At 70.5% G+C, this 24,177-nt stretch carries 13 protein-coding genes; 8 read left to right on the top strand and 5 right to left on the bottom strand.

Annotated elements, in window-relative coordinates; translation table 11 throughout:
• Positions 1 to 130 precede the first annotated feature (130 nt).
• Both nhaA and ACFV2X_RS33875 read right to left on the bottom strand, forming a co-directional pair.
• Entirely contained in the window at positions 131 to 2,011 is a 1,881-nt protein-coding gene (gene nhaA / locus ACFV2X_RS33880) for a Na+/H+ antiporter NhaA (RefSeq protein ID WP_385624001.1), read from the bottom strand.
• 258 nt (positions 2,012 to 2,269) lie between these two features.
• Positions 2,270 to 2,947, bottom strand: a complete 678-nt coding sequence (locus ACFV2X_RS33875; protein ID WP_385623998.1) for a type 1 glutamine amidotransferase domain-containing protein — start codon at positions 2,945 to 2,947, stop codon at positions 2,270 to 2,272.
• A 174-nt stretch (positions 2,948 to 3,121) separates the two neighbouring features.
• Between ACFV2X_RS33875 and ACFV2X_RS33870 the strand changes: the two genes are divergently transcribed.
• Positions 3,122 to 4,021, top strand: coding sequence for a LysR family transcriptional regulator (locus ACFV2X_RS33870; RefSeq protein ID WP_385623996.1), 900 nt, complete (start codon positions 3,122 to 3,124; stop codon positions 4,019 to 4,021).
• Here the strand turns inward: ACFV2X_RS33870 and ACFV2X_RS33865 are convergent.
• Positions 3,999 to 4,628 carry a LysR family transcriptional regulator substrate-binding protein gene (locus ACFV2X_RS33865; protein ID WP_385623993.1) on the bottom strand — a complete coding sequence of 210 codons (630 nt, stop codon included), beginning with the start codon at positions 4,626 to 4,628 and terminating at the stop codon, positions 3,999 to 4,001. The genes ACFV2X_RS33870 and ACFV2X_RS33865 overlap by 23 nt on opposite strands.
• Positions 4,629 to 4,754: 126 nt before the next feature.
• Between ACFV2X_RS33865 and ACFV2X_RS33860 the strand changes: the two genes are divergently transcribed.
• Positions 4,755 to 5,957 carry a cytochrome P450 gene (locus ACFV2X_RS33860; protein WP_385623990.1) on the top strand — a complete coding sequence of 401 codons (1,203 nt, stop codon included), beginning with the start codon at positions 4,755 to 4,757 and terminating at the stop codon, positions 5,955 to 5,957.
• Between the two features lie 15 nt (positions 5,958 to 5,972).
• Here the strand turns inward: ACFV2X_RS33860 and ACFV2X_RS33855 are convergent, their stop codons facing one another.
• Entirely contained in the window at positions 5,973 to 11,846 is a 5,874-nt protein-coding gene (locus tag ACFV2X_RS33855; RefSeq protein WP_385623988.1) for a type I polyketide synthase, read from the bottom strand.
• Positions 11,839 to 18,639: an SDR family NAD(P)-dependent oxidoreductase gene (locus ACFV2X_RS33850; RefSeq protein WP_385623986.1), complete on the bottom strand. Its 6,801-nt coding sequence runs from the start codon at positions 18,637 to 18,639 to the stop codon at positions 11,839 to 11,841. The genes ACFV2X_RS33855 and ACFV2X_RS33850 overlap by 8 nt, the downstream gene beginning before the upstream one ends.
• 409 nt (positions 18,640 to 19,048) lie before the next feature.
• Here ACFV2X_RS33850 and ACFV2X_RS33845 point away from each other — a divergent pair, with 409 nt between their 5' ends.
• The 6 genes from ACFV2X_RS33845 to ACFV2X_RS33820 are packed head-to-tail and all read left to right on the top strand — an operon-like array spanning position 19,049 to position 24,167.
• Complete coding sequence (locus ACFV2X_RS33845; protein ID WP_385623984.1) at positions 19,049 to 20,755, top strand: AMP-binding protein; 1,707 nt, start codon at positions 19,049 to 19,051, stop codon at positions 20,753 to 20,755.
• The gene (locus ACFV2X_RS33840; RefSeq protein ID WP_385623982.1) at positions 20,752 to 21,618 is read left to right on the top strand and encodes a ferritin-like domain-containing protein; all 867 of its coding nucleotides are present in this window, start codon (positions 20,752 to 20,754) and stop codon (positions 21,616 to 21,618) included. The genes ACFV2X_RS33845 and ACFV2X_RS33840 overlap by 4 nt, the downstream gene beginning before the upstream one ends.
• Positions 21,615 to 22,145, top strand: a complete 531-nt coding sequence (locus ACFV2X_RS33835) for a PaaI family thioesterase (RefSeq protein WP_385623979.1) — start codon at positions 21,615 to 21,617, stop codon at positions 22,143 to 22,145. Before ACFV2X_RS33840 ends, ACFV2X_RS33835 begins: the two co-directional genes overlap by 4 nt.
• Entirely contained in the window at positions 22,142 to 22,432 is a 291-nt protein-coding gene (locus ACFV2X_RS33830; protein ID WP_385623977.1) for an acyl carrier protein, read from the top strand. Before ACFV2X_RS33835 ends, ACFV2X_RS33830 begins: the two co-directional genes overlap by 4 nt.
• A complete protein-coding gene (locus ACFV2X_RS33825) occupies positions 22,429 to 23,298 on the top strand; it encodes an SAM-dependent methyltransferase (RefSeq protein ID WP_385623975.1) in 870 nt (289 codons plus the stop codon). The genes ACFV2X_RS33830 and ACFV2X_RS33825 overlap by 4 nt, the downstream gene beginning before the upstream one ends.
• Positions 23,295 to 24,167: an acyl-ACP desaturase gene (locus ACFV2X_RS33820; protein WP_385623973.1), complete on the top strand. Its 873-nt coding sequence runs from the start codon at positions 23,295 to 23,297 to the stop codon at positions 24,165 to 24,167. The genes ACFV2X_RS33825 and ACFV2X_RS33820 overlap by 4 nt, the downstream gene beginning before the upstream one ends.
• The last annotated feature ends 10 nt before the right edge of the window (positions 24,168 to 24,177 follow it).

Here is a 24,177-nt window from a genome sequence, read left to right as displayed (position 1 = left end):
TTTCGCATTGCGCGATACCTTGACGGCATGGGCGTTTCTCTGCATAGCCCCGCGCCCGGCCCTCGGCTCGCACAGCGCGCCCAGGGTCTGTCGTCAAAGGGGGCCGCCCTGCTCCCTTTGACGACAGACCCTAGGCGCTGACGGCCGCCCGCTCGCGGGCCGCGCGCACCGCCGCGGACAGGCCGGTGATGTCGTACGCCCCCTGGTGTCTGCGCCCGTTGACGAAGAACGTGGGGGTGCCCGCCACCCCGCCGACATCCGCCGACTCCACGTCCTCCGCGACACGGGCCGAACCGGCGCGGGAGCGCATGTCCCGCTCGAAACGCGCCACGTCCAGACCGATGTCCGCGGCGTATCCGCGCAGGTCGTCGAAGCGCAGGGCGCCCTGGTGGCTGAGCAGCAGATCGTGCATGTCCCAGTAGCCGCCCTGGAGGGCCGCCGCCTCGGCGGCCTCGGCGGCCAGCTGGGCGTGGACGTGCACATCCGTCAGGGGGAGGTGGCGCCATACGTAGCGCACATCCCCGAAGTCCCCGAGGAGCTCACGGATGACCGGCTCGGCCTGACCGCAGTAGGGGCATTCGTAGTCGCCGTACTCGACAACGGTCACCGGAGCGTCGCGGGGTCCGCGCACATGGTCGCGGTGGGGGTCCACGGGTACGGGGAGGTCGATGATCGTTTCAGCCTTGCCCAGCACCGCTCGCAGCTGAGCTTCTCGGGGAAGCGCCCCGATGGCGCGGGTGATCAGCCAGCTGATGACGAAGGAGCAGAGGACGGCGCTCAGGATGCCGATCTTGGCGTCCTGGAGGCCGGTGCCGTGGAAGGCGAGGGTGGCGATCAGCAGGGACACCGTGAAGCCCACCCCTGACAGCGAGCCCCCGACGGCGACGGCTCCCCACCCGACCGGCAGCCGGATACGGCCGCGGCTGAGCCAGGTGGTCAGTGCGGACGCGCCGATGACGCCGATCGGCTTGCCGAGGGTGTACCCGAGCAGGATGCCGAGGGTGACCGGTGAGGAGAACGCGCGTGACAGCTGCTCGCCGCTGATCGGGATACCGGCGTTGGCCAAGGCGAAGAGGGGCACGATGACATAGCCGGCCCAGGGGTGGAAGATCTGCTGCAGGCGGTCGTTGGGTGAGATCGCGGAGGCCAGTCCGGCGCGGACCGAGCGCTCGAGTTCGGGTGTCGGCTGTTCGCGGAACAGCCGGAACAGCCCGGTGGCGCGCTCCAGGTCGCTGCGTGCCGCGGGGTAGGCGTAGGTCAGCAGCCCCATGGCCAGCCCGATGACCACGGGATCCACACCCGATTCGAGCATGGCGGCCCAGCCCACCACCGCGAGCACCGCGTAGACGGCGCCGCGGCGCACTCCCAGCCGCCGCACCAGCAGGACGACGGCGAAGGTGCCCATGGCCACCAGCAGCGCCGGGACGGAGAGGCCGCTGTTGTAGGCGATGGCGATGACGGCCAGCGCCAGGAAGTCGTCGACCACGGTGATGGTGAGGATGAAGACCCGCAGACTGGAGGGCATATGCCGGCCGACCACGGCGAGGATCCCCAGGGCGAAGGCGGTGTCGGTGGACATGGCCGCGCCCCAGCCCTGCGCCGATGCGTGACCGGCGTTGATCGCGAGGTAGATGGCGACCGGTACGAGCATGCCGCACAGGCCCGCCGCGACCGGCAGGGCCAGTCGGCTGCGTTCGCGCAGTTCCCCCATGTCGAACTCGCGCCGCGCCTCCAGGCCGACGACGAAGAAGAACACCGTCATCAGCCCGCTGTTCACCCATTCTCGCAGGTTGAGCGCGATGCCATGGGAGCCGAGCCGCAGGGACAGATGCGTATGCCAGAACGCCTCATAGGCCGAGGGCGTCAGATTGGCCCAGATGAGCGCGGCGAACGCCGCCGTCACCAGGACGGCGGCGCTGCCGGTTTCGGTCCGCAGGAAGTCACGGAGCGGGGAGTGCGAGTCGGCTGCGCAGGCGGTCTGCTCCGTGTAGTCGTTGGCCTCGGAGGACATGATCAGCCGCGCACCGCGCCCTGCCCGGACGGCATGGCCATATCGTCGGCGCGGTGGCCGTCGATGGCCTTCTTCCGGTTGTTCGGCAGCTCTGTCAGGACGGTGCTCACTTCTACCTCGCGTCGTAATCCAAGTGTCCGACATGCCCGGCGGCCGTGCCCGCCGGGCTCTCGCCGACACTTCGCCGGGGCGGCGGCTCTCGCCGCAACAGCGACCACCAGCCGTTTCATTCCTGAGCGGCCGAATCGGTGCCCCGGCCTATATGAGGACCTTGACGAGGGCTTCCCCGAGTGCGGTGGCCGAGGCCGGGTTCTGCCCGGTGACCAGACGGCCGTCGACGACCACATGGGGTTCGAAGTCGGGCGCGCCGGTGTGCTTGGCGCCCCGCTCCTCGAGCTTGCTCTGCAGCAGGAACGGCACCACGTCGGTGAGCCCCACCGCGGCCTCCTCGCTGTTGGTGAACGCCGCGACGTTCTTGCCGTCGACCAGGTACGCCCCGTTGGACAGCTTGAGGTTGACCAGGCCCGCCGGGCCGTGGCACACCGCGGCGACCGCCCCTCCGGCCTCGTAGATGTCGCGCCCGATACGGGCGAGCCCGGCGCTGTCGGGGAAGTCCCATACGGTGCCGTGACCGCCCACGTACACGATGGCGTCGTAGTCGCCGGGGGTGATGTCCTCCGGCCGGGCCGTCGCCGCCAGCTTCTCCGCGATACGCGGATCCTCCAGGAATGCCTTCTGGATCGGATCGGACAGGTCGCGGCCGTCCATCGGCGGACGGCCCCCGGAGACCGAGACCAGGTCGACCTCGTAACCGGCGTCGGACAGGACCTTCCAGGGGTGCGCGGCCTCGCCCACATAGAAGCCTGTGGTCCGGCCGGTTTCGCCGAGTTCCTGGTGGCTGGTCAGGGCGAACAGGATCTTTCGGGTGCCGGGCATGGCGGTCTCCTCTGTGCTTCCGATGTGCGTCCGATGTGCTTCCGATCGAGGGGCCGTTCCCCGGCCCCTCGGCGTCTGTGCAGCGTAGAGCGGCGCACCCATGGGCGACCAATGGGAAGATCGCCCCACATCCATCGGAAAACCGATGGATGTGCCGGACCCTGAGGAGCCCTGGTGGATCTGTCCCTGCTGAAGACCTTCCTGGCCGTCCACCGGTCCGGCTCCCTCACGGCTGCGGCGCGCCAGGTCGGCCGGTCCCAGTCCACCGTCACCGCGCAGATCCGCACGCTGGAGGAGCAGATGGGGCAGCAGCTGTTTCTGCGTATGCCGCGGGGGGTCGTACCGACGTCCGTGGCCGATGAACTCGCCGCCGAGGCCGGTCCGCATGTGGACGCCCTCGCCACCATCGCCGAGCGCGGCGTCGCCGGCCGGACCACCCCGTTCACCAAGCCCATGCATCTGGCCGGCCCCGCCGAACTCATGAGCACGCGGGTGCTGGCCGCGCTGGCGCCGCTGGTCCATGACGGACTGCGGCTGCGGGTGACCCTGGGGCTGACCGACGAGCTGCTGGCCGGTCTCCCCGACGGCCGGTTCGACCTCGTCATCTCGACCCACCGCCCGCGCGGCAAGGCGATCGCTTCGGTGCCGCTCACGGATGAGGAGTTCGTCCTGGTCGCCGCCCCGCGCCTGGCCGCGCTCGTGGACGGTGGGCAGCTCATGCGCGAAGGACCGGTGGCCCTGCGAGAACTGCCTCTGATCAGCTACGCGGAGGACCGCCCCATCATCCGCCGCTACTGGCGTACCGTGTTCGGCACCCGCCCCACGAGCAGCCCCGCTGTCGTCGTCCCCGATCTGCGAGGCGTGCTGACCGCGACCGTCGCCGGAGCCGGGCTCACGGTGCTGCCGCGCTATCTGTGCGCGAAGGAACTCGCTTCGGGTGCCCTGGTGCCGCTCCTGGAGCCCGAGATCCCGCCCATCAACACGCTCTACCTCGCCTACCGCGTCGGCACCGAGAACGCACCGTCGATCGCAGCCATTCGCGCCCGGCTGCTCATGCAGGCGCCCTCGTGGTGACGTCGGGAGCCCGGCCGCCTGACATGTCGGCGGCGTGTTTCCCGCACAGGTCCCGGATGGCCGTGACGTTGGGGTGCCAGGGGCGGGTGGTGGGGCCGGTGAGGACGAGTCGGCGTTCCAGGCGGGGCAGGAGGAGGACCAGGGTGAGGGTCTCGGGCATCATGCTCGCGGCCAGGGACGGGATGATCGCGACGCCGAGGCCGGCCTCCGCCATGGACAGCAGGGTGGTGAGTTCGCGGATGCGCTGGGTGGGCCGGTACGGATGGCCGGTCAGCGAGTGCAGGTGTTTGGCCTGGGTCTCGCAGCCGGAGGTGGTTGCCGGCAGCGGGTCGTCCAGGAGATCGGCCAGTGTGATGGACTCCTCGCCCGCCAGCGGGTGGTCGCTGCGCAGTACGGCCTCATAGGCGTCGGTCGCGACGTGGAGGGCGCCGCGGGGAAGCGGATCCCGGTCGATGAGGACGGCCGCGTCGACCGTACCGCTCGGGGGGGGACGGCCAGCCCGATCGATCCGGCGGCGCCGGCGCTCCGGTGGGCCGACGCCGTGGCGTGGAAGGCGCGGGCGGCGGCGAGTGTGGCGCGGGCGTGTGGCAGGAATCGCAAAGCGCATCTCATCGATCCGCTTCATCCTGGCGCCGGAATAGCACTTTCCCTAGTCCGGGCTCCGTATCCTGGCTGTGCGTCTCTGGAAAGTGTTATGCCTCAGGGGGTAAATGAAGCGACATGCAGAGGCGGCATGGAAATGACCATAATTTTCGATCCGCGAGATCCTTCGGTCCGCACCGACCCCTATCCCATCTATCGACACCTGCGCGAGACGGACCCCCTCCATCAATCACACTTCGGCTATTGGGTTCTTTCGCGCTACGCCGATGTGGATGCCGTACTGCGCGCACCGGGAGCGTCGAGCGAGTTCTATCGGGACCGGACATGGGCCAACCGCCGCGGTGGTCCGGACAGCCCCCTCGTGCAGAGCGTACGTAAATGGATGCTCATGCTCGACGGCCCCGCCCATCGACGGATCCGAGGCGCGATCAGCAAGTGTTTCACCCGGGCCTCCGTGGAACGGCTTCGGCCGCGGATAGCCGCCGAGACCGCCCGGCTGCTCGACGCCGTGGGCGAAGGCAAGACGGATCTCATCCGCAGTCTCGCCCTGCCCCTTCCGGTGACTGTGACCTGCGAACTCCTCGGCTTACCCGGGAGTGATCGAGACCGGTGCCGCCGTTGGACGGAACAAATCAGCCGAGTGATCGACCCCTCGATAACCGCCGAGGACGCGGTCGAGATGAACGCGGCGGAAGTGGAATTTCGCGAGTACGTCGCCGACCATCTCAAAGAGCGCAGGTCAGCACCGCGAGACGATATCCTCTCCCTCCTTCTGCACGCCGAGGTCGATGGCGGGCAGCTGACCGAGGAGGAGATCATCGCCAATGTTCAGTTCTTGTTCGTCGCAGGCCATGAGACCACCGTCAATCTGATCGGAAACGGCCTCTTGGCGCTGCTCCGCCATCCCGACCAGCTGCGGATGCTGCGCGACAACCCGGAAATCGTCACCGACTCGATCGATGAGATCACTCGATACGACCCTCCCGTGCAGATCGTCTCCAGGCTCTTGAACGAAGACGTCCCCTTGGCAGATGTCACCCTCCCCGCGGGCGCCAAGGTGATGCTGCTTTTCGGGGCGGCCGGCCGTGACCCCGAGCGCTATCCCGATCCCGACCGCCTCGACCTGACCCGCACCGGGGTGAAAACACTGGCCTTCAGCGGTGGACCGCACTACTGCATCGGTGCCGCGCTGGGGAAGCTGGAGACCTCGATGGTGCTGACGGAGTTGCTGCGGCGCTATTCCACGATCGAGCTCACCGGCGACGACCTGGTCTGGCGACCGAACGTCAGCTTCCGCGGTCTGCGGGAGCTGCCGCTCCATCTGGTGCGCTGACGCGGCTCGCCGGTCTCAGCCGAAGGTGTCCCGCATCCAGTCGCGCATCAGGGCGGCCGTATGCGGGGCGTGTTCCTCCAGCATGGTGAAGTGGTTGCCGCGGGTGATGACGGCGGTGTGGTCGTACGGCCAGACGGGTTGCCAGTCCCAGTCCGCCGGCCAGCTCTCCAGCGGCTCCCCCGCGCGTACGAACAGCACCGGGGCCGGCAGCTCGGTGAACGGCCAGTCGAATGTCTCGTAGTGCAGCATGGCGGTGACCCAGCTGTCGTCGCTGCGCACCGCGGAGTCCGGGTCGTCGGCCCGGTGCTGGAGTTCCCCCCGCAGACCGGGGGCCAGCAGGGCGAGCCGTTGGTCCTCGCCGGGGGCGTAGCTGTCCAGCAGGATGACACCGGCGGGCGGGGCGCCCTGGTCGTAGAGGTACCGGGCGAGCATATGGGCGATCAGGCCGCCGGAGGACAGGCCGGCGAGCACGAAGGGCCGCTCCCCCAACTCCGCGCGCAGACTCGCGGCGTGCGTCTCGAGCAGCGCTTCCGGGGTCTTGGGGATCGGGTCGCCGCGGTGGAATCCCGGTTGCCGCAGTGCCCAGACGTCCCGCTCGCCCTGGAACGGCTTCGCCAGGCGCGCGTACTGCACCGGATCCGATGTGCCGACGGCCGAGGTGACACACACCAGCGCCGGCCCCTCCTGGCCACCGGCCAGCCGGGTCGGTCGTGGGATCCGCGGCAGCTCGGCCGACGAGGTGAAGTAGGTGCGCGTCTGCGCCCAGGCGGTGGCCCTGGTCCGGGCGATCAGCTCGTCGACGGTCTCGCCGTGCTCCTCGGGGGCCGGTTCGCCCTCCGGCCGGGCCAGCACCTCCGCCAGATGCCGGACCAGCGCCGGCGGGGTCGGATGGTCGAAGGTGACGGTCGCCCGCAACCGTACGTCGAGGGCCTGGCTGAGGTGGTTGCGGATGTGCACGGCGGCCAGTGAGTCCACGCCCATCTCCAGGAACCCGGCGTGCGGTCTGAGTTCGTCGCTGCCGTCGTGTCCGAGGACGAGCGCGACCTTGTCCAGCACCAGGTCGAGCAGGGCACGTTCGCGCTCCGGTTCGTCCAGTCGGTCGAGCAGCTGACGCGGATTGTCCTCCGGGATCTCCGGCCGGTTCACCAGCTCCCGCAGCAGGGGCCTGGCCTGACGGCCGCGCAGATCGAGCCGGGCGGGTACGAGCACCGGGTCGGCGAGTGCGGCCGCGGCGTCGAACAGCGCCAGTGCCTCCTCGGTGGACAGCGAGTCGGCGGTGGACGGTGGGGTGGCGGTCGAATCGAGGTGGCGGGTCATATCGCTGCGCTCCTGCCACAGGCCCCAGGCGAGCGAGACCGCGGGCAGCCCTCGCGCGCGCCGGTGGTGTGCCAGCGCGTCGAGTACGGCGTTGGCGGCGGCGTAGTTGGACTGGCCGGCGCTGCCCGCGGTGGCGGCGGCCGACGAGAACAGCACGAACGACGTCAGTGGCAGGTCCTGGGTCAGCTCGTGCAGGGCGAGCGCGGCCTCGGCCTTCGGCCGCAGGACGGCGTCGACGCGGTCCTCGTCCATGGCCGTCACCACGCCGTCGTCGAGCACCCCGGCCGCGTGGACGACGACCGTCGGCCGGTGTGCGCCGAGCAGTTGGGCCAGTTGTGTCCGGTCCGCGACGTCGCAGGCGACCACGGTGGCGGTGGCGCCCAGTGCGCCGAGTCCGTCCCGCAGTCCGGGCGCCTGGCCCCGGCGGCCGGCCAGGACCAGCCGCCGCACCCCGTGCGCGGTGACCAGGTGGCGGGCCAGCAGTCGGCCGAGTGTGCCGGTGCCGCCGGTGATCAGGACGGTGTCCTCGGGCCCGGCGAACGTTCCGGGGGACCGGGGGACGACCCGCACCAGGCGGCGTGCCAGCACCTGTCCGCCCCGCAGGGCGACCTCGGGTTCATCGGCGGCCAGGGCGGCGGTGGTCGTCTGCGGGGTGATCTCATCGGCGTCCAGCAGGACGAACCGGCCGGGTTCCTCGGTCTGCGCCGACCGCACCAGGCCGATCACGGCCGCGCCCGCCAGGTCGGGGACGTCGTCGCCGGTCCTGGCCGCCACCGCGCCCGAGGTCAGGAACACCAGCCGGGACGCCGCGAACTCCGGGCGCGCACACCACCATTGGACCAGCCTCAGTGCGCGGTGTACGGATTCCCGGACCGAGCCGTGGGAGCCGGCTACGAGCACCGCGCCCGGCACCGGCAGACCCGCGCGGACCGCCTCCTCCAGCGCCGGGAGATCGGGGAAAACCGGGAAGTGGCCGGTCTCGAAGCCCACGGCCGCCATGGTTTCCGCCGCGAGCCCGCCCGAAGGGCGCACCTCGACCCATCTGTTCCGGAACAGCACGTCTCGCGGGGCGCCGCCGCGTACGGCCGCCGGGCGCAACACCAGCGAGTCCACCGACAGCACCGGCGCGCCCTCGCTGTCGGTCACGGCCAGCCGCACCCCGTCGTCGACGGATCCGCACAGCCGCACCCGCAGCGCCGAGGGCCCAGCAGCATGCGCGGTGACACCGGTCCAGGTGAACGGCAGCACCGGTCCGCTGGCCTCCCCGGCCTCGCCACCCGCCGGGGCGCTGAAGCCGAGAGCGTGCAGGGCCGAGTCGAGGAGCGCCGGATGGACCACGAAGCCATGGGTGTCCACCGGGCAGGCCACCTCGCAGAAGACCTCGTCGCCGCGCCGCCATACGGCGCGCAGCCCCTGGAACGTGGGGCCGTAGCCCAGCCCGTGGCCGATCAGCGCGGGGTAGAGCCCGGTGTGCGGGACCACTTCCGCATCGGCGGGTGGCCACTTCTCCGGCGCCTCGGGCTCGGCGGGTGCCGGGCTCAGCACGCCTTCGCCGTGCCGCACCCAGCCCGCGCCGTCCACTTTCGCATGGAGGTCCAGCCTGCGGCGCCCGCTGTCATCCGGTGCGCCGACGCGCAACTGCACCGTGGCGGCCCCCTCGTCCGGCAGGACCAGCGGCACCGCCAGGGTCAGTTCCTCGACCGTGGCGCAGTTCGCCGCGGTGCCCGCGTGCAGCGCGAATTCGAGCCAGGCGGTGCCGGGCAGGATCACCTCGCCCAGTACCCGGTGGTCGGCCAGCCACGGAGTCGACTCCGTCGACAGACGTCCCGTCAGCACCAGCTCATCGCTCTGTGCCAGCTCGACCGCCGGATCCAGCACGGGATGGTCAGCGCTTCTGGACTCACCCGGCATCAGCCAGAACCGCTTGCGTTCGAAGGGATAGGTGGGCAGTTCGGTGAAGCCGGGTGTGTCCGGCCCCGCCCATGCCGTCCAATCAGGACACAGACCGCGGACATGCAGTTCGGCGAGCGCGGAGAGCAGCGCCCTGCGGCCACCCTCCCCGCGGCGTAGCGATCCGACGACCACGGCCTTGTCGCCGGCGGCCTCCAGGACCGCCGGGCCCAGTACGGGGTGCGGGCCGACCTCCACGAAGAACGAGTGTTCCGGCGCCGCGAGCCCGGCGATGGCCTGGTCGAACCGCACCGGAAGGCGCAGGTTCCGGTACCAGTACCCGGCGTCGAGCTCCGTCCCGGCGAGTACGGTGCCGGTCACCGCCGAGTGGAAGGGGATGTCCGTGGCCTTCGGCGAGATCGGCGCCAGCTCGGTGAGGACGCGGTCGCGGACGAGCTCCATCTCGGGCGAATGGGACGCGTAGTCCACCGGCAGCTTCCGTACCCGTATGCCGGATTCGGCCAAGTCCGCCAGTAGTACGCCGAGCGCGTCGGTGTCTCCGGCGACCACCGTCGCCCTCGGCCCATTGACCGTCGCGATGCACAGCTTCTCGTCCAGCCGGGGCCACAGTTCGTCCGCCGGCAGCTCCACCGAAGCCATCCCGCCGCTGCCGGACAGCCGGGTCAGCGCCTTGGCGCGCCGGGCCACCACCAGTGCGGCGTCCTCGAGGGACAGTGCGCCGGCCACATGGGCGGCGGCGATTTCCCCCTGGCTGTGCCCCACCACGGCATCCGGCTCGATACCGCAGGAGCGCCAGAGGGCGGCGAGCGCGACCATGACCGCGAACAGCGCCGGCTGCACCACGTCCACCCGTTCCAGCGAGGGCGCGTTCGGCCGCTGCCGCAGCACGGCCGACAGGTCCCAGTCGACATGCGGCGCCAGCGCCTGGGCGCAAGCGTGGATGTGCTCCCGGAACACCGGCGATGTCTCCAGCAGGTCACCGGCCATTCCCTCCCACTGACCGCCCTGGCCGGGGAAGACGAACACCACTTTGCCGGTCAGATCGGCGGTGCCGGTGATCAGGCCCGGCGCGGTGCCGCCGCGGCTCAACGCGGTCAGGCCGGCCCGGGGATCCGTATCGAGCACCACGGCACGGCGCTCGAATGTGCTGCGGGAGGTGGCCAGCGCGTAGGCGACGCCTGCTGTGCCCCTGCCGTCCGCCTTGCCGTCGCCATCCGAGAGCAATTGTCCCGCCTTGGCACGGAGCGCGGAGTCGGTACGTGCCGAGAGCACCCACGGCAGCGGCTCCGCTCCGACGGCCGGTGTCGCTTCGGCGGGTGGCGCCTCTTCGAGGATCACATGGGCGTTGGTGCCACTGATGCCGAACGCGGACACTCCCGCGCGCCGGGGGCGGCCCGGCCCGGCCGGCCAGCGGCGGCTTTCGGTGAGCAGTTCCACCGCGCCCAAGTCCCAGTCCACCTGCGACGACGGGGCGTCCACATGCAGCGTCTTCGGCAGGGTCCGGTTTCGCAGCGCCAGTACGGTCTTCAGCACCCCGGCGATACCGGCGGCGGCTTGGGTGTGCCCGATGTTCGACTTAACCGACCCGATCGCCAGGGGGGTTTCCCGGTCGCCACCGTAGGCCGCCTGCAACGCCGACGCCTCGATCGGATCGCCGAGCCGGGTCCCCGTGCCATGCGCCTCGACGGCGTCCACATCCCGGCCGCGCAGCCCGGCGTCGGCCAGCGCGTCGCGGATGACCCGCTGCTGTGCGAGCCCGTTCGGCGCGGTCAGCCCGTTGGAGGCGCCGTCGGAGTTGATCGCGGTGCCCCGCACCACGGCCAGCACCGGGTGTCCGTGGGCGAGGGCGTCGGCCAGCCGCTCGACGAGCACGACCCCGGCGCCCTCGCCCCAGCCCACACCGTCCGCCGCCTCGGCGAACGCCTTGCAGCGGCCGTCCGCGGCGAGGGCGCCCTGGCGCCGGAAGGCGGCGAACAGTCCGGGCGTGGACAGCACCACGACACCGCCGGCCAGCGCGAGATCGCATTCCCCCGAGCGCAGCGACCGGACGGCCAGATGCAACGCCACCAGCGAGGACGAGCATGCGGTGTCGATGGTGGCCGACGGGCCCTCCAGCCCGAGGAAGTAGGCGACTCGCCCGGACAGCACGCTGGCCGCGGTGCCGGTGGCCAGGTGGTCGGCGTGTTCGTTGTGGTTGCTGACCTTGCCCAGCAGGCCGCGGTAGTCCTGGTCGTTGGTGCCGGTGAACACTCCGGTCCGGGAGCCGCGCAGGGACAGCGGGTCGATTCCGGCCCGCTCCACCGCTTCCCAGGAAATTTCCAGCATCAGCCGCTGTTGCGGATCCATCGACAGGGCTTCCCGGGGGCCGATGCCGAAGAAGCCCGCGTCGAACCATGCCGGGTCGGTCAGAAACGCCCCCGTGCCGGTGAACTCGTCCGGCCAGCCGCGGTCGGTGGGAAAGGGCGTGACGGCGTCCCGGCCCTCGCCGACCAGCCGCCACAGCCCTTCCGGGTCGCTCACTCCGCCGGGGAACCGGCAGCCGGCGCCCACGATGGCGATCGGTTCGCGGGCGCCGGCCTCGGCCACGCGCAGCCGTTCCCGGGTGTCCCGCAGCGCGGTGGTCAGGCGCTGCACGGTGTCGAGGAGCCTGTCGTCAGCCATCGTGGCGGTCCTCCCCGGCCCGGGAGAGTTCCTGTTCGGCGAGGCTCAGGATGGCCTCGAGATCGGTCGTCCCGGGCTCCGCCTCCGGCGGTGTGCGGTCGGGTGGAACGGTGTCCGGGACGAGTTCCGTGGCGAGGTGGCCGGCCAGCGCGGAGGGGGTGGGATGGTCGAACAGCACACTGGCGGGCATCCGCAGTCCGGTCTGCGCGCTGAGCTGGTTGCGCAGCTCGACGATGCCCAGTGAGCTGAGCCCCTGCTCATGGAAGGGTTTCGCGGGCTGGATCTGCGCGGCCGAGTCGTGCCCGAGCAGCTGCGCGGTGTTCTGGCGGACCAGGTCGCGCAGCGTACGGACGCACTCGGCCCGCGGCATCCCGGCGAGCCGCCGTACCAGCGCGGAGATCTCCACGGGCGGCGGGGCGGCCTTGCTCTGCTGGGCCTCGGGCAGGTCCGTGAACAGCGGGCTGTTGCGGGTGGTGGCGAGCGTCGAGAGGAATCGTGTCCAGTCGATGTCCGCGATGACGAGCCCGGATTCGTCGTGTGCGTAGGCCCGGGCCAGTAGGTCGATCGCCAGGTCCGGGTCGAGCACCGTCATGCCGTTGCGGCGCAGCCGCGTGCCCACGATCTGCGCGTCGGTACCGTCCACCGCCATGCCACCGGCCCCCCATGGCCCCCAGGCCATCGACGTGGCCGCGAGTCCGTCGGCGCGGCGTTGTTCGGCGAGCGCGTCGAGGTAGGTGTTGGCCGCCGCGTAGTTGGCCTGGCCGGCGTTGCCGACCGCGCCGGTGGCGGAGGAGAACAGCACGAACGCCTCCAGCTCCCCCGCGAGTTCGTGGAGGTTCTTGGCGCCGGTGGCCTTGGCGTGCAGGACGCGTGCGAGCCGCTGGGGGTCCAGCGCGTCGATCACGCCGTCGTCGAGCACCCCGGCCGTATGCGCCACCGCGGTCAGCGGGCGGTCCTCGGGGATGCGTGCGAGCAGGGCCGCCACCGCTTCCCGGTCGCCCACGTCGCAGGCGGCGGTCTCGACCTCGGCGCCGAGCGCGGTCAGCTCGGCGACCAGTTCGGGGTCGGCAGCGTGCCGGCCCGTCAGCAGCAGCCGTTCGACGCCCTCGGCGGCCAGCCACTTCGCGACGCGTCGGCCCAGCGCGCCGAACGCCCCGGTGATGAGGGTGGTGCCGCGTACGGGCCACTCGCGCCGGGGATCGGTGGGCAGCGGTGCGCGCAGCAGACGCCGGACGAACACTCCTGTGCCGCGGATGACAGCCTGGTCTTCGGTCGAGGAGAGTATTCCGGCCAGCCGTTCGGCCGCTGGTGCGTCGAGGGTGACGGGGAGGTCGACCAGTCCACCCCATCGCCCGGGGTGTTCAAGGGCCGCTACCCGGCCCAGTCCCCACACCATGGCCTGCACCGGGCTGCCGAGCCGGTCGCCGTGGCCCGTGGACACCGCGCCCTGCGTCGCACACCACAGGGGCGCTTCGAGCCCGGCGTCGCCCATGGCTTGGATGAGCGCCGTGGTCAGCGCGAGTCCCCCGGGTACGCCGGGCGTGCCCGGACGAGCCCGCTCCTCCAGCGCCAGCAGGGACAGCACCGCGTCGAACGGTTCGCCGTTCGACGCGGTCACCAGGCGCTCGGCGATCTCGGTGCGGTCCGCGTCGATGGCGAGGGGCAGCGTCCGGGAGCCGAGCGTGGCGCCGAGGGGTTGCGGCACGGGGAGGGTGTCGCAGTGGACGATCAGCCAGTTGCGCGGGGAGGCCGTCCGGTCCGCCGTGGGCTGCCAGCCGATCCGGTACCGCAGCCGGTCCATCGCGGCTTCCCGGTCCGTCTGCTGGGGGCGGGTCACGGCCGCGTCGGGCAGCAGCCAGAACCGCTTGCGCTGGAAGGCGTACGTGGGCAGGTCCACGCGCCGGGCCCCGCTTCCGGCGTACCACCGCGACCAGTCGGGCCCATGGCCACGTACCTGCAACGCCGCGATGGCGCCGAGCACATCGTCCTGGCGCAGGGCGGGGATCACCGCCGCCTCGGCGGTTTCCGTGAGGCAGTCGGCGGCCATCTCGGTGAGCGTGGTGTCCGGTCCCAGCTCCAGGAAGGTGGTGACGCCGTCGTCATGCAAGGTGCGCATTCCATCGTGGAAGCGGACCGTACCGCGTACATGGCGGACCCAGTACTCGGGGGAACACAGCTCGTCGGCGGTGGCGAGTTGCCCGGTCAGATCGGAGGCGACGGGGATCTCGGGCGGGTGGTAGGTCAGACTCCGGGCGACCGTGTGGAACGCGTCGAGCATGGGCTCCATCAAGGAGGAGTGGAACGCGTGACTGACCCGCAGTCGCGCGGTTCTGCGCCCCTGGGCCCGGAACCGCTCCGCCAGCGCGACGACCGCCTCCTCGACGCCGGAGATCACCAGCGACCGGTGGCCGTTCACCGCCGCCAACGACACGCCCGGCGGCAGTTCCTCCAGCTCGTCCCGCGCGGCCGCCACCGCGTACATCGCCCCTTCTTCGGGCAGCGCCTGCATGAGCGAGCCACGCGCCGCGACAAGGGCGCACGCGTCCGGCAAGGACAGGACTCCGGCCAGATGGGCGGCGGTCAGCCCACCGAGGGAGTGCCCCAGCAGCAGGTCCGGCCGGATGCCCCAGCTTTCGAGCAGCCGGAACAGCGCCACCTGGAAGGCGAACAGACCGGTCTGCGCGTACTCGGTCCGGTCCAGCAGCTCCTGATCCGTGCCGAACACCGTCTCCTTCACCGGCAGGCCCAGCCCGGCGCACGCCTCGTCGAAGACCTCGGCGAAGACCGGGTACGCCGTGTACAGCCCGTGTCCCATGCCCACCCGCTGACTGCCCTGCCCGGTCAGCAGAAAGGCCAGACCGCCCTCTGCCACCGCGCCGACCGTGAGGTCGGGGTCGGGCCGGCCCGCCGCCAGCGCGGTCAGTGAGCGCCGCAGCCGGTCGTGGTCACCGCCGGTGAGGACGGCTCGGTGGGTCAGGGCCGAGCGGGTCGTGGCCAGCGAGAAGCCGATGTCGCGCGCGTCGAGGTCGGGATGGGCGTCCCAGTGCGCGGCGAGTTGTCCGGCCTGGGCGCGCAGAGCTGCCTGTGAGCCGCCGGAGACGGTCCACAGCGAAGGGACGCTCCGTACGGGCTCCGCCGGAGCCGGTAGCTCGGCGGGCGGCTGCTGAAGGATGACGTGGGCGTTGGTACCGCCGATCCCGAACGACGACACGCCCGCCCGCCGGAGCGGGCCCTGGTCGGGCCATGGAGTGTCCTCGGTCACCAGCCGCAGCCCGGCGGCCCAGTCCACATGCGGGCTCGGCCGGTCGACGTTCAGGGTCGCCGGGACCGTCCCGTGCCGCATGGCCAGCACCATCTTCATCACGCCCGCCGCGCCGGCCGCGGCCTGGGTGTGGCCCAGGTTGGATTTCAGCGAGCCCACCAGCAGCGGGCGGTCCGGCGGCCGGTGCGCCCCGTATGCCTCCAGGAGGGCACCGGCTTCGATCGGGTCGCCGAGCATCGTCCCGGTGCCGTGCGCCTCCACGACGTCCACGTCGGACGGTCGCAGCCGGGCGTCGGCGAGCGCGGAGAGCAGCAGCCGGTGCTGGGCGGCGCCGTTGGGGGCGGTGAACCCGTTGCTCGCGCCGTCGGAGTTGACCGCCGAGCCCGCGATCAGGGCGAGCACCGGATGGCCGTTGCGGCGCGCGTCGGAGTACCGTTCCAGGACGAACATGCCACCCCCTTCGGCCCAGGCGGTGCCGTCGGCGCCCTCGGCGAAGGGTTTCGCCCGCGCGTCCGGTGCGAGCCCGCCCTGGCGGCTGAACTCGACGAACACCATAGGCGACGACAGCACGGTCACCGCGCCCGCCAGCGCCAGCGAACACTCACCACTGCGCAGCGCGGCGGCGGCGAGATGCAGCCCGACCAGCGACGACGAACACGCGGTGTCGATGGCGAGATTGGGCCCGTTCAGCCCGAAGGTGTACGAGATCCGGCCGGAGGCCGTGCTGGCCCCGGTGCCGATCGCCAGATGCGGTCGCAGACAGATGTCCGCGTACCCGGGGCCGGTGCCGTAATGGCCGTATGACAGCCCGGCGTACACCCCGGTGTCGCTGCCGCGGAGGGTGGTCGGGTCGATACCGGCCCGTTCGCACGCTTCCCAGGTCAGTTCGAGCAGCAGCCGCTGCTGCGGGTCCATCTCCAGTGCCTCGTGGCTGCCGATGCCGAAGAACGCGGGATCGAACTCGGCGGCGTCGTGGAGAAAACCACCGTGGCGCACATAGCTGGTGCCCGGGCGTTTGCGCTCCGGGTCGTACAGCCCGGCCAGGTCCCAGCCGCGGTCCTCCGGCATCGGCGATATGACCTCACGGCCTTCGGCGAGCAGCCGCCACAGGTCCTCCGGCGATCGCACCCCTGCTGGAAACCGGCAGCTCATCGCGGTGATGGCGATCGGCTCGTCCGGGCCGGTCCGGCGGGGGCGGGCGGCCACCGGCCGGGGTGTGCGGTTCTCCAGGTGGGCCGCCAGTTGGTTCGGGGTCGGGTGGTCGAAGAGCGCGGCTGTGGCGATCTTCAGTCCGGTCCGCTTCCGCAGTCGGTTCACCAGCTGCACGGCGGCGAGGGAGTCGAGCCCGAGTTCGAGGAACGACCGGTCCGGCCCGTAGCCGCCCTCGATCATCGCCTCGGTCTCGGCCCTGATCACCCGCCGCAGATCCGTCGACCGGGATACGGCGGACGCCGTACGGGAGGGCCGTGCCACGCCGGTCGGCAGATGGATACGCCGGCCACCCCAGCCGCGGAACACGGCGGGCCAGTCCACCGGGACACCGTGGGTGTGCAACCCGCCCAGTGTGTCGAGCACGGCGCGCAGATCGGACCCGCCGCCGTGCAGCACGGCGGTGATATGCGCGTTCGCGGCGGAAGACTCGGGCAGAGTCTCCTCGACCAGCGCCGCCAGCACACCGTTCGCGCTCATGTCCACATAGGTGTCGACGCCCGCCGCGTCGAGGCTGGTCACGCAGTGAAGAAAATGCCCGGTGCCGCGCACCTGCGCCCCCCAATATTCGGGCAGGTGGACGACACCGGGGTCTGATCCCAGCGCGTTGTGCACCGGAACAATCGGAATGCGCGGCGGTCGCGGGGCGAGGCCACGGACGAATTGCTCGAAGTCGCCGGCCATCGCGGCCATATGCGGCGAGTGGAAAGCCCGGTCGACCGGCAGCTGTTTCACCTTGCGTCCCCGCTCCGCCCACCCCCCGGCGATCCGCAGCACGGTTTCGCGGTCCCCGGAGACGACGACGGAGTTCGGGGCGTTCACAGCGGAGATACCGGCCAGATGCTCAAGACCGGCCAGCGATTCCAGGGCCTCGGCCTCGGAGATCCGCATCGCGACCATCGCGCCGCCGACCGGCGTCTTCTCCCGGAACAGCCGAATCCGCTCGGCGAGCAGCGCGCATACGTCGGGCAGGGGGAACACCCCGGCCGCCGTCGCGGCGGCCAGCTCCCCGACCGAGTGCCCGGCCACGAAGTCCGGGCGTACGCCCCAGTGCTCGAACTGCCGGAACAGCGCCACCTGAAGGGCGAACAGCGCGTCCTGGGTGTACAGCGCCTCGTCGGCCGGGGCGACCTCGGTGGCGTTGCCCGTACCGAGGAGCAGATCACGCACCGACCAGGTGGCGACCGCGTCCATATGGGCGCACACCTCGTCGAGCGCGTCGGCGAACACATCGAACAGCGGGTAGAGCTCGCGCCCCATGCCGGGCCGCTGCCCGCCCTCGCCGGGGAAGAGGAAGGCCACCTTGCGCCCGCCGTCAGCCTTCCCCGCGCCGCCCCGCCCCAGGGCGAGTTCGCCGAGCCCGTCCGCGAACTCCGCGCGGTCGGCGCCGAGAACCACCGCGCGATACGGCAGATGCGGCCTGGCGACCGCCAGGGTGTGCGCGGCATCGAGCAGATCCGGGCTCTCCGGCTCGGCCAGATGGACGCGCAGGCTCTCCGCCTTGCCGCACAGCGCCGTCTCGCTGTCCGCCGACAGCAGCAACGGCAGCGCCGGGACCGCGGTCCGCGCCGACGGCGAGGGGCGCACGGGCGGTTCCGACAGCACCAGCGCGCAGGCCACTCCCGCGCCGTCGGAGGAACTGTGGACCGCGGTGATACGGCGCTCGGGGTCGGGCCGGGCGCCGGGGATCGGAACCCGTCCGCGACCCAGCAGCACGGGCATCTCCAGCAGCGCCGCCACAGCGCCCACCGCGCCCTCGCCCCGGACGCCCGGCTCGCCGCCATCGCCGGACAGGCCGTCCGACGCGGCCTCGCCCGCGTGGTAGTCGCCCGCCCGGTAGTCGCCCCGCCACCAGAAATGGATTCCGTCGCCTTCCACCTGAGCGCGCGCACATGCCTGCCGTACGACGTCGCCCCGGCCCAGCGCGCTGCCCTCGATCACACAGTGGATCGGGTCGCTTTCGGCCACCGCGGCCGGAACCGGCTTGAGTACGAGGAATCCGCTGCCGCCGTCCGGTGAGGCGACCCCGGCGAGCGCCAGCGCGGACTCGCCCGTGTGGATGCTCTGGCAGGCCAGGTGGACCACACCGGCGGGGAGGGGGTCGCACGTCAACGCGGGCCCGTTCACGCCCAGTTCGGCGGCGATCAGATTGGCCTGCTCGGTGGCGAACACACCGGCCGCCGCCTCCCGGAGCCGTTCCGGGACGATGCCGGCGTTCTCCAGCGCCCGCAGCGCCGCCTCGGCCGGCGCACCCCCCGGGAGGCAGGGAGACAAGCCGATGACCGCGACTGGCGTCAGGCGAGCGGTACTTCCGGGCTGCATGGAACCACCTGTCCTGTTCACCGTCTCACCGTCGGGTTCGCCGTCTCACCGTCGGGCGGAATCGTGCCGAACACGGGCCGTACACGTATCGCCGGCGGGAATACCGCCGAATACACGGGCATTCCCAGGAAGAGGCGATGAGATCGGCAGGCTAACCTTTCCGGTCAAGCGCTTCCAAGCCCAGCATCTCGGTGGAGCGGGTGTTTAGCAGATCTCCTAGTCATTCCCGTCGGCGGCGCTGCGTCTCGCGCGGCCATGCCATGATGAGATCTCCAGAACTGTCATTGCCCGACTCAAAAGCACTTCGGATTGCCCGCTCAGAATTGATCGTTCGAGTCATCAATTAAGGGTCCGGAATGCATGAATCTGGTCTTCGACCCGCGATAGGGGAATCAGTGTGCAGCGACCCATGCGACCTGCCTTACTGGACGGACAGACCCTCGGAGAAAGCCTGACCCTGCTGGCGAAGGCCTCACCGGACTCCCGCGCGAGATTTCCCACCGCAGGCGACGACATCACCGCGGCGGACCTCGATATCGCTTCCGCCGCCGCGGCGCACGAGTTTCTGCGTGCCGGGGTGCGGCCCGGTGACATCGTGGGCGTGCTGGTGCCCACCGCCGCCCGGTTCTTCACCACGGTCTTCGGCCTCTGGCGGGCCGGTGCGGCGATCAGTGTGCTGCCGGTCCAGGCCGGTTTCGGTGACCCGAGGGACACCGCGCGCCGCCTCGCGCGCATCGCGGACGTCGCGGGTCTGCGCCACCTCGTACTGGACGCGGACCATGAAGAACTGGGCCACGAACTCACCACAATGGCCACCGGGGTGGCCCTGGTGCCCCCGCCATCGCCGAGCGGCACCGGCAGCCCGCTCACGCTGCCCACCGTCGATCCCGACTCGCTGGCCATCGTCCAGTTCACCTCCGGCAGCACCAGTCTGCCCAAGGGCGTGATGCTGCCGCATCGTACGACCATGGCCGGTCTGCGCGCCTGCGTGGTCTCGGGCGCCTTCAGCCCGGACGACGTGTTCGTCCAATGGGTGCCGACCTTCCACGACATGGGTCTGATCGGCTTGCAGGCCCACTGGCTCAACGGGGCCGATGTCCACGCGTTCTCGCCGACCACCTTTCTCCGGCGGCCGGGCACGGTACTCGAATACTTCGCCGCGCACCGCGGAACGGTGATGACCGGGCCCAACTTCTCCTACGACTATCTGCTCGACCGCGTGTCGGCCGAGCGACTTGCCGCGCTCGACCTGTCCAGCTGGCGGCTGGCGTTCAACGGCGCCGAGCCGGTCAGCTCGGCCACCGTGCGGCGGTTCACCGAGGCACTGGCGTCCAGCGGCGTCGGCCCCTCGGTGATGTACCCGGTGTACGGCATGGCCGAGGCCACCTTGTCGATCAGTTACCCCGCCCCCGGAGACATCCCGAAGATCCGTACGGTCGACCGCGACGAGCTCGCCACGACCCGTGTCGCGCGCACGGTCGACGAGGCCGCGCCCGCGGCCAAGCCGGTGGTTTCGGTGGGCCGCGCGGTGCACGGCATCGAGCTGCGGATCGTCGGTGACGACGGGGCGGTGGCGGCCGACGGCACGCTCGGCGAGATCCAGATCGCCGGGGAGCCGGTGACCACCGGCTACTTCCGCGCCCCCGAGGCGACACGCGAGGTGTTCGACCACGGCTGGCTGCGCACCGGCGATCTCGGTTTCCTGCTCGACGGCGAGCTGTACGTCACGGGGCGGCGCAAGGAAATGGTCGTGGTGCACGGGCAGAACTTCTTCCCCGACGACGTGGAGAACGTCGCGCGCACCGTGCCGGGCGTCTATCGCCACCGCTGCGTCGCCTTCTCCGACACCGATGCCGAGGGCGGCGAGCGGATCGGCGTCATCGTGGAGACCGATGCCGACCCCGCCCCGGTGCTCGCGGAGGTCCGCAGAAGGGTGGCGGCCGAGCTGGACCTGTCCCAGGTGCGGGTCTATGCGGTCAAACCCCGCTGGATCCCCCGCACCACCAGCGGAAAGTGGCAGCGCGTGCTGGCCGCGCGGCGGGTGGCCGCCGCTGACGGCGACAGCGCAGTGGCGTACCCCGCCACCGGAAGTCCAGACCGAGGAGAACGGGTGTGAACAGCAGAACACAGTCGCCGGCCGGGGTCCCCCTGCTCGCGGACGACCGGATGCACAGCGCCCGGATATTCGCCGAATATCAGCACGCCACCTGGGAGCTGCACCACATCCCATGGGAAGAGTTCCGGCCCGATCTGGTGTTACCCGAGCACATCGTGTTCGCCAAGGGGGCCATCGTGGGCGAGTCGAACGTCATCGCCGCGACCCACGGCCTGCTCAACGAGTTCGCCATGGACTACGACTTCTCGCAGTTCGCCTGCATCTGGGGCTATCAGGAGATCCAGCACCACCTCGCCTTCCAGACCTGGCTGCAGCTGGCGGGCCATGGCATCGACTACCGGACGATCGCCTCGATGCGCGAGGCGTACCCACCGGGAGTCACCCGGGCGGCCACCCTGGCCACCAACGTCATCTGCGAGGTCCTTGCCACCCACGCGTACAAATGCGTGGCCCGCACCATGAAGGAGCCGGTCCTCGCGGCCATCCTGAAGAAGGCCAGCGGCGACGAGGCCCGCCACGCACGCGAGTTCGTCCACTACACCGCGCAACAGCTGGCCGAACGGCCACAGGAATGCGCCTCGGTCGTGGAAACCCTGTACATCTACATGGGCACCACCCGCGACTTGTACCGCCATCCGGTCAGCCGGTTCAAGGGAAACCTGCCCGAGCTGGAGAACCACGAGACCATCGACGAGATGTTCGCCTACTTCGCCGAGGTCGACGAGGACGGCAAAGAATGGGCGAAGTGCTGTGAGCAGTTGTTCAAGTACTTCTCCGCGCTCACCGGCCACAAGCTGACCAAGATGTCCGATGTACGGCGGGCGATCGCCGAGGAGTCGCTGAACAGCAAGGTCCCCGCATGAGCACCGCACAGCACACCGCCGGCGAGGCGATCGAACTCCCCTGGCACGCGGAGCCCTCCTTCAACTGCTTCGGCTGCTCGCCGCGCAACCCCATCGGGCTCAAGCTGTGTCTGAAGCGGCTGCCGAACGGGGACCACGCCGCAGAGACCACATTCTCGGAGAACTACGCCTCCTACCCGGGGATCGTGCACGGCGGCATTGTGAACGTGCTGCTGGACGAGGTGATGGGCGACACCCTCGCCCTGGTGCACGGCCTGCTCGCCTTCTCCGTGACCCTGCGCAGCAAGATGCTGCTGCCGCTCGCGGTGGGCGAACCGTATCTGACCGTCGCGCGGATCAGCGGCCGGGGCAACGGAGTGCTGCACACCGAAGCCGAGATCACCGCGCCCGGGGGCGAACTGCACGTCATGGCCACCGGCACCTACCAGCCGATCCGCTCCGAACAAGCCAGGAAACTCATGCAGCTCGACGATGCCGCCTTCGGCCGCGTCCAGCACTACTTCGACCACGGTACGGGAGAGTCATGACCGCCGAACCCACCGGCCACGAGCCCACCAGCCGCGCGCGGATCGCCGCGATCACCATCGAATATCTCGCCTCCGAACTGGAGGTCTCCCCCGCCGAGATCGGTCTCACCGACCCCCTCAAGGCACTGCCCGGTGCCGACTCGATGAAATTGCTGCGGGTGGTCTCCAAACTGGAGCGCCAGTGGGACATCGAGTTCGACGACCAGGCCGTCTTCGCCGCCGACACCGTCGAGGAACTGGTCACCCTGGTGCACACCTACGTCAGCGGAGAACTGACGACACCATGACCACCGTGACCCCCCAAGCCGCGTACCAGGCCACCAACCGGCACTACGAGCTGCCCGCTGAGCTGTTCGCCGGCTACCTCGACCGGCGGCTCAAGTACAGCTCCGGACTGTACACCGACCAGAACACCGACCTCGATCAGGCACAGACCGACAAACTGCACTTCGTCGCGCGGCAACTCGGTCTCACCGGCGGTGAGCGGCTGCTCGACATCGGCTGCGGCTGGGGCAGCCTGATCCTGTTCATGGCCCAGGAGTACGGCTGCCATGCCACCGGTGTGACACCGTCACGCCCCCAGCTCGAGTACATCCGAGCCCGGGCGGAGGCGACGGGCGTGGCGGACCTGATCACGCTGGAGCACGGCTCCTTCAGCGATATCGAGGTGGCCGGCCCGTACGACGCGATCACCATGCTCGGCTCGATCGTGCATATGCCGAACCGGACGGCGGTGCTGCGCAAGGTACACGAACTGCTGCGCCGCGGCGGATCGCTGTATCTGTCGGAAAGCTGCTTCCGGAACCACGCCGCCTACGAGGAGTTCTCGCGGCGGCCGGGCACCAAGCACGTCACCGAGGACATCTTCGGATTCGCCGATATGGTGCCGCTCTCCACGCTCGTGGAAGCGGTGGAGTCGGCCGGGTTCAGCCTCACCGCGCTCTCGGATCTCACCGCGCACTATCACCGCACCATCGAAGACTGGGAACAGCGGATCCACGCCGAGCGTGACCGCATCGAACGAGCGGCACCGGGCATGAGCGAACCGCTGATCCGCTATCTCCGGACGGCCAACGCCGGCTGGGGCTACACCACCAAGCACTATGCGCTGAGCGCGCTGAAGTCCCGGATGGGACCGACGGAGGCACCATGAGCGACACCGCCCCGCCCGAATCCCCTCCGGAACCGCTCCGGCGCTCCCTCGACCCCGCGGAGCTCGGGAAGCTGACCCGGAAGGCGGTGAGTCGCGCCGATACGCACCACTGGTCCATCGACGAGTTGCCCTGGACAACGCTGCGGCCGGAAGAACTCACCGAGACCGACCGCTCGGTCGTGCGGTTCATCACCTTCATCGAGGACCACATTCCCGGGTATCTCACGTACTTCCTGGATGCCTTCCCGGTGTCCGATGAGGACCTGGCCATCGAGGAGTTCTGCTTCAACCGCGAGTACTTCCGGTTTCTGATCTCCTGGGCGAACGAGGAGGAACGGCACGCCTCGGTCCTGACCAGATATCAAATCGAAGCCGGTATCAGCGACCCGGACACACTGCTCCGGGAGCTGGCCGAGGAAGGCAGAAAGAAGTTCTCGCTGCCCTACGAGAGCCCGGTCCAGGCATTCACCTACACCCTGGTGCAGGAGAAGGCCACTCAACTCTTCTACCAGCGGTTCAAGGCGGTCGCCACCGAACCGGTGCTGCGGGAACTGCTGCACCGACTGGCCAGGGATGAGGCCCGGCACTTCGCGTTCTACACCGAAATCCTCACCGCCTACATCACGCGGCACGGGCTCGGCGCGACGATACCGGACCTCAAAGACGTACTCTCCACCTTCCGTATGCCCCTGGCGGACACGCTCAACGGATACTGGCGGTGGTCACTGCGGGTCGCGGACACCGTGTCCTACAACCACACCGAGGCGTACGGTGCCCTGATCCGGCTCGTCAACAACTTCAGCACCACAAAAGGCAGCGCGTCGACAGCCGACCTGGCCGAGTTCATCCACCGCATCCGTGCCGTCTGACCACCGCACA

It is taken from the genome of Streptomyces sp. NPDC059679, from assembly GCF_042734105.1.
In the GTDB taxonomy this organism is placed as follows: domain Bacteria; phylum Actinomycetota; class Actinomycetes; order Streptomycetales; family Streptomycetaceae; genus Streptomyces.
Note: the sequence above shows the minus strand (reverse complement) of the source record. Positions and strands in the feature narration are given on the sequence as shown.

Coding starts and splice junctions, on each gene's coding strand:
- ACFV2X_RS33820 (WP_385623973.1), top strand. CDS start 23,295: ATGAGCGACACCGCCCCGCCCGAATCCCCTCCGGAACCGCTCCGGCGC.
- nhaA (WP_385624001.1), bottom strand. CDS start 2,011: ATGTCCTCCGAGGCCAACGACTACACGGAGCAGACCGCCTGCGCAGCC.
- ACFV2X_RS33865 (WP_385623993.1), bottom strand. CDS start 4,628: ATGCGCTTTGCGATTCCTGCCACACGCCCGCGCCACACTCGCCGCCGC.
- ACFV2X_RS33825 (WP_385623975.1), top strand. CDS start 22,429: ATGACCACCGTGACCCCCCAAGCCGCGTACCAGGCCACCAACCGGCAC.
- ACFV2X_RS33830 (WP_385623977.1), top strand. CDS start 22,142: ATGACCGCCGAACCCACCGGCCACGAGCCCACCAGCCGCGCGCGGATC.
- ACFV2X_RS33845 (WP_385623984.1), top strand. CDS start 19,049: ATGCGACCTGCCTTACTGGACGGACAGACCCTCGGAGAAAGCCTGACC.
- ACFV2X_RS33850 (WP_385623986.1), bottom strand. CDS start 18,639: ATGCAGCCCGGAAGTACCGCTCGCCTGACGCCAGTCGCGGTCATCGGC.
- ACFV2X_RS33835 (WP_385623979.1), top strand. CDS start 21,615: ATGAGCACCGCACAGCACACCGCCGGCGAGGCGATCGAACTCCCCTGG.
- ACFV2X_RS33875 (WP_385623998.1), bottom strand. CDS start 2,947: ATGCCCGGCACCCGAAAGATCCTGTTCGCCCTGACCAGCCACCAGGAA.
- ACFV2X_RS33860 (WP_385623990.1), top strand. CDS start 4,755: ATGGAAATGACCATAATTTTCGATCCGCGAGATCCTTCGGTCCGCACC.
- ACFV2X_RS33855 (WP_385623988.1), bottom strand. CDS start 11,846: ATGGCTGACGACAGGCTCCTCGACACCGTGCAGCGCCTGACCACCGCG.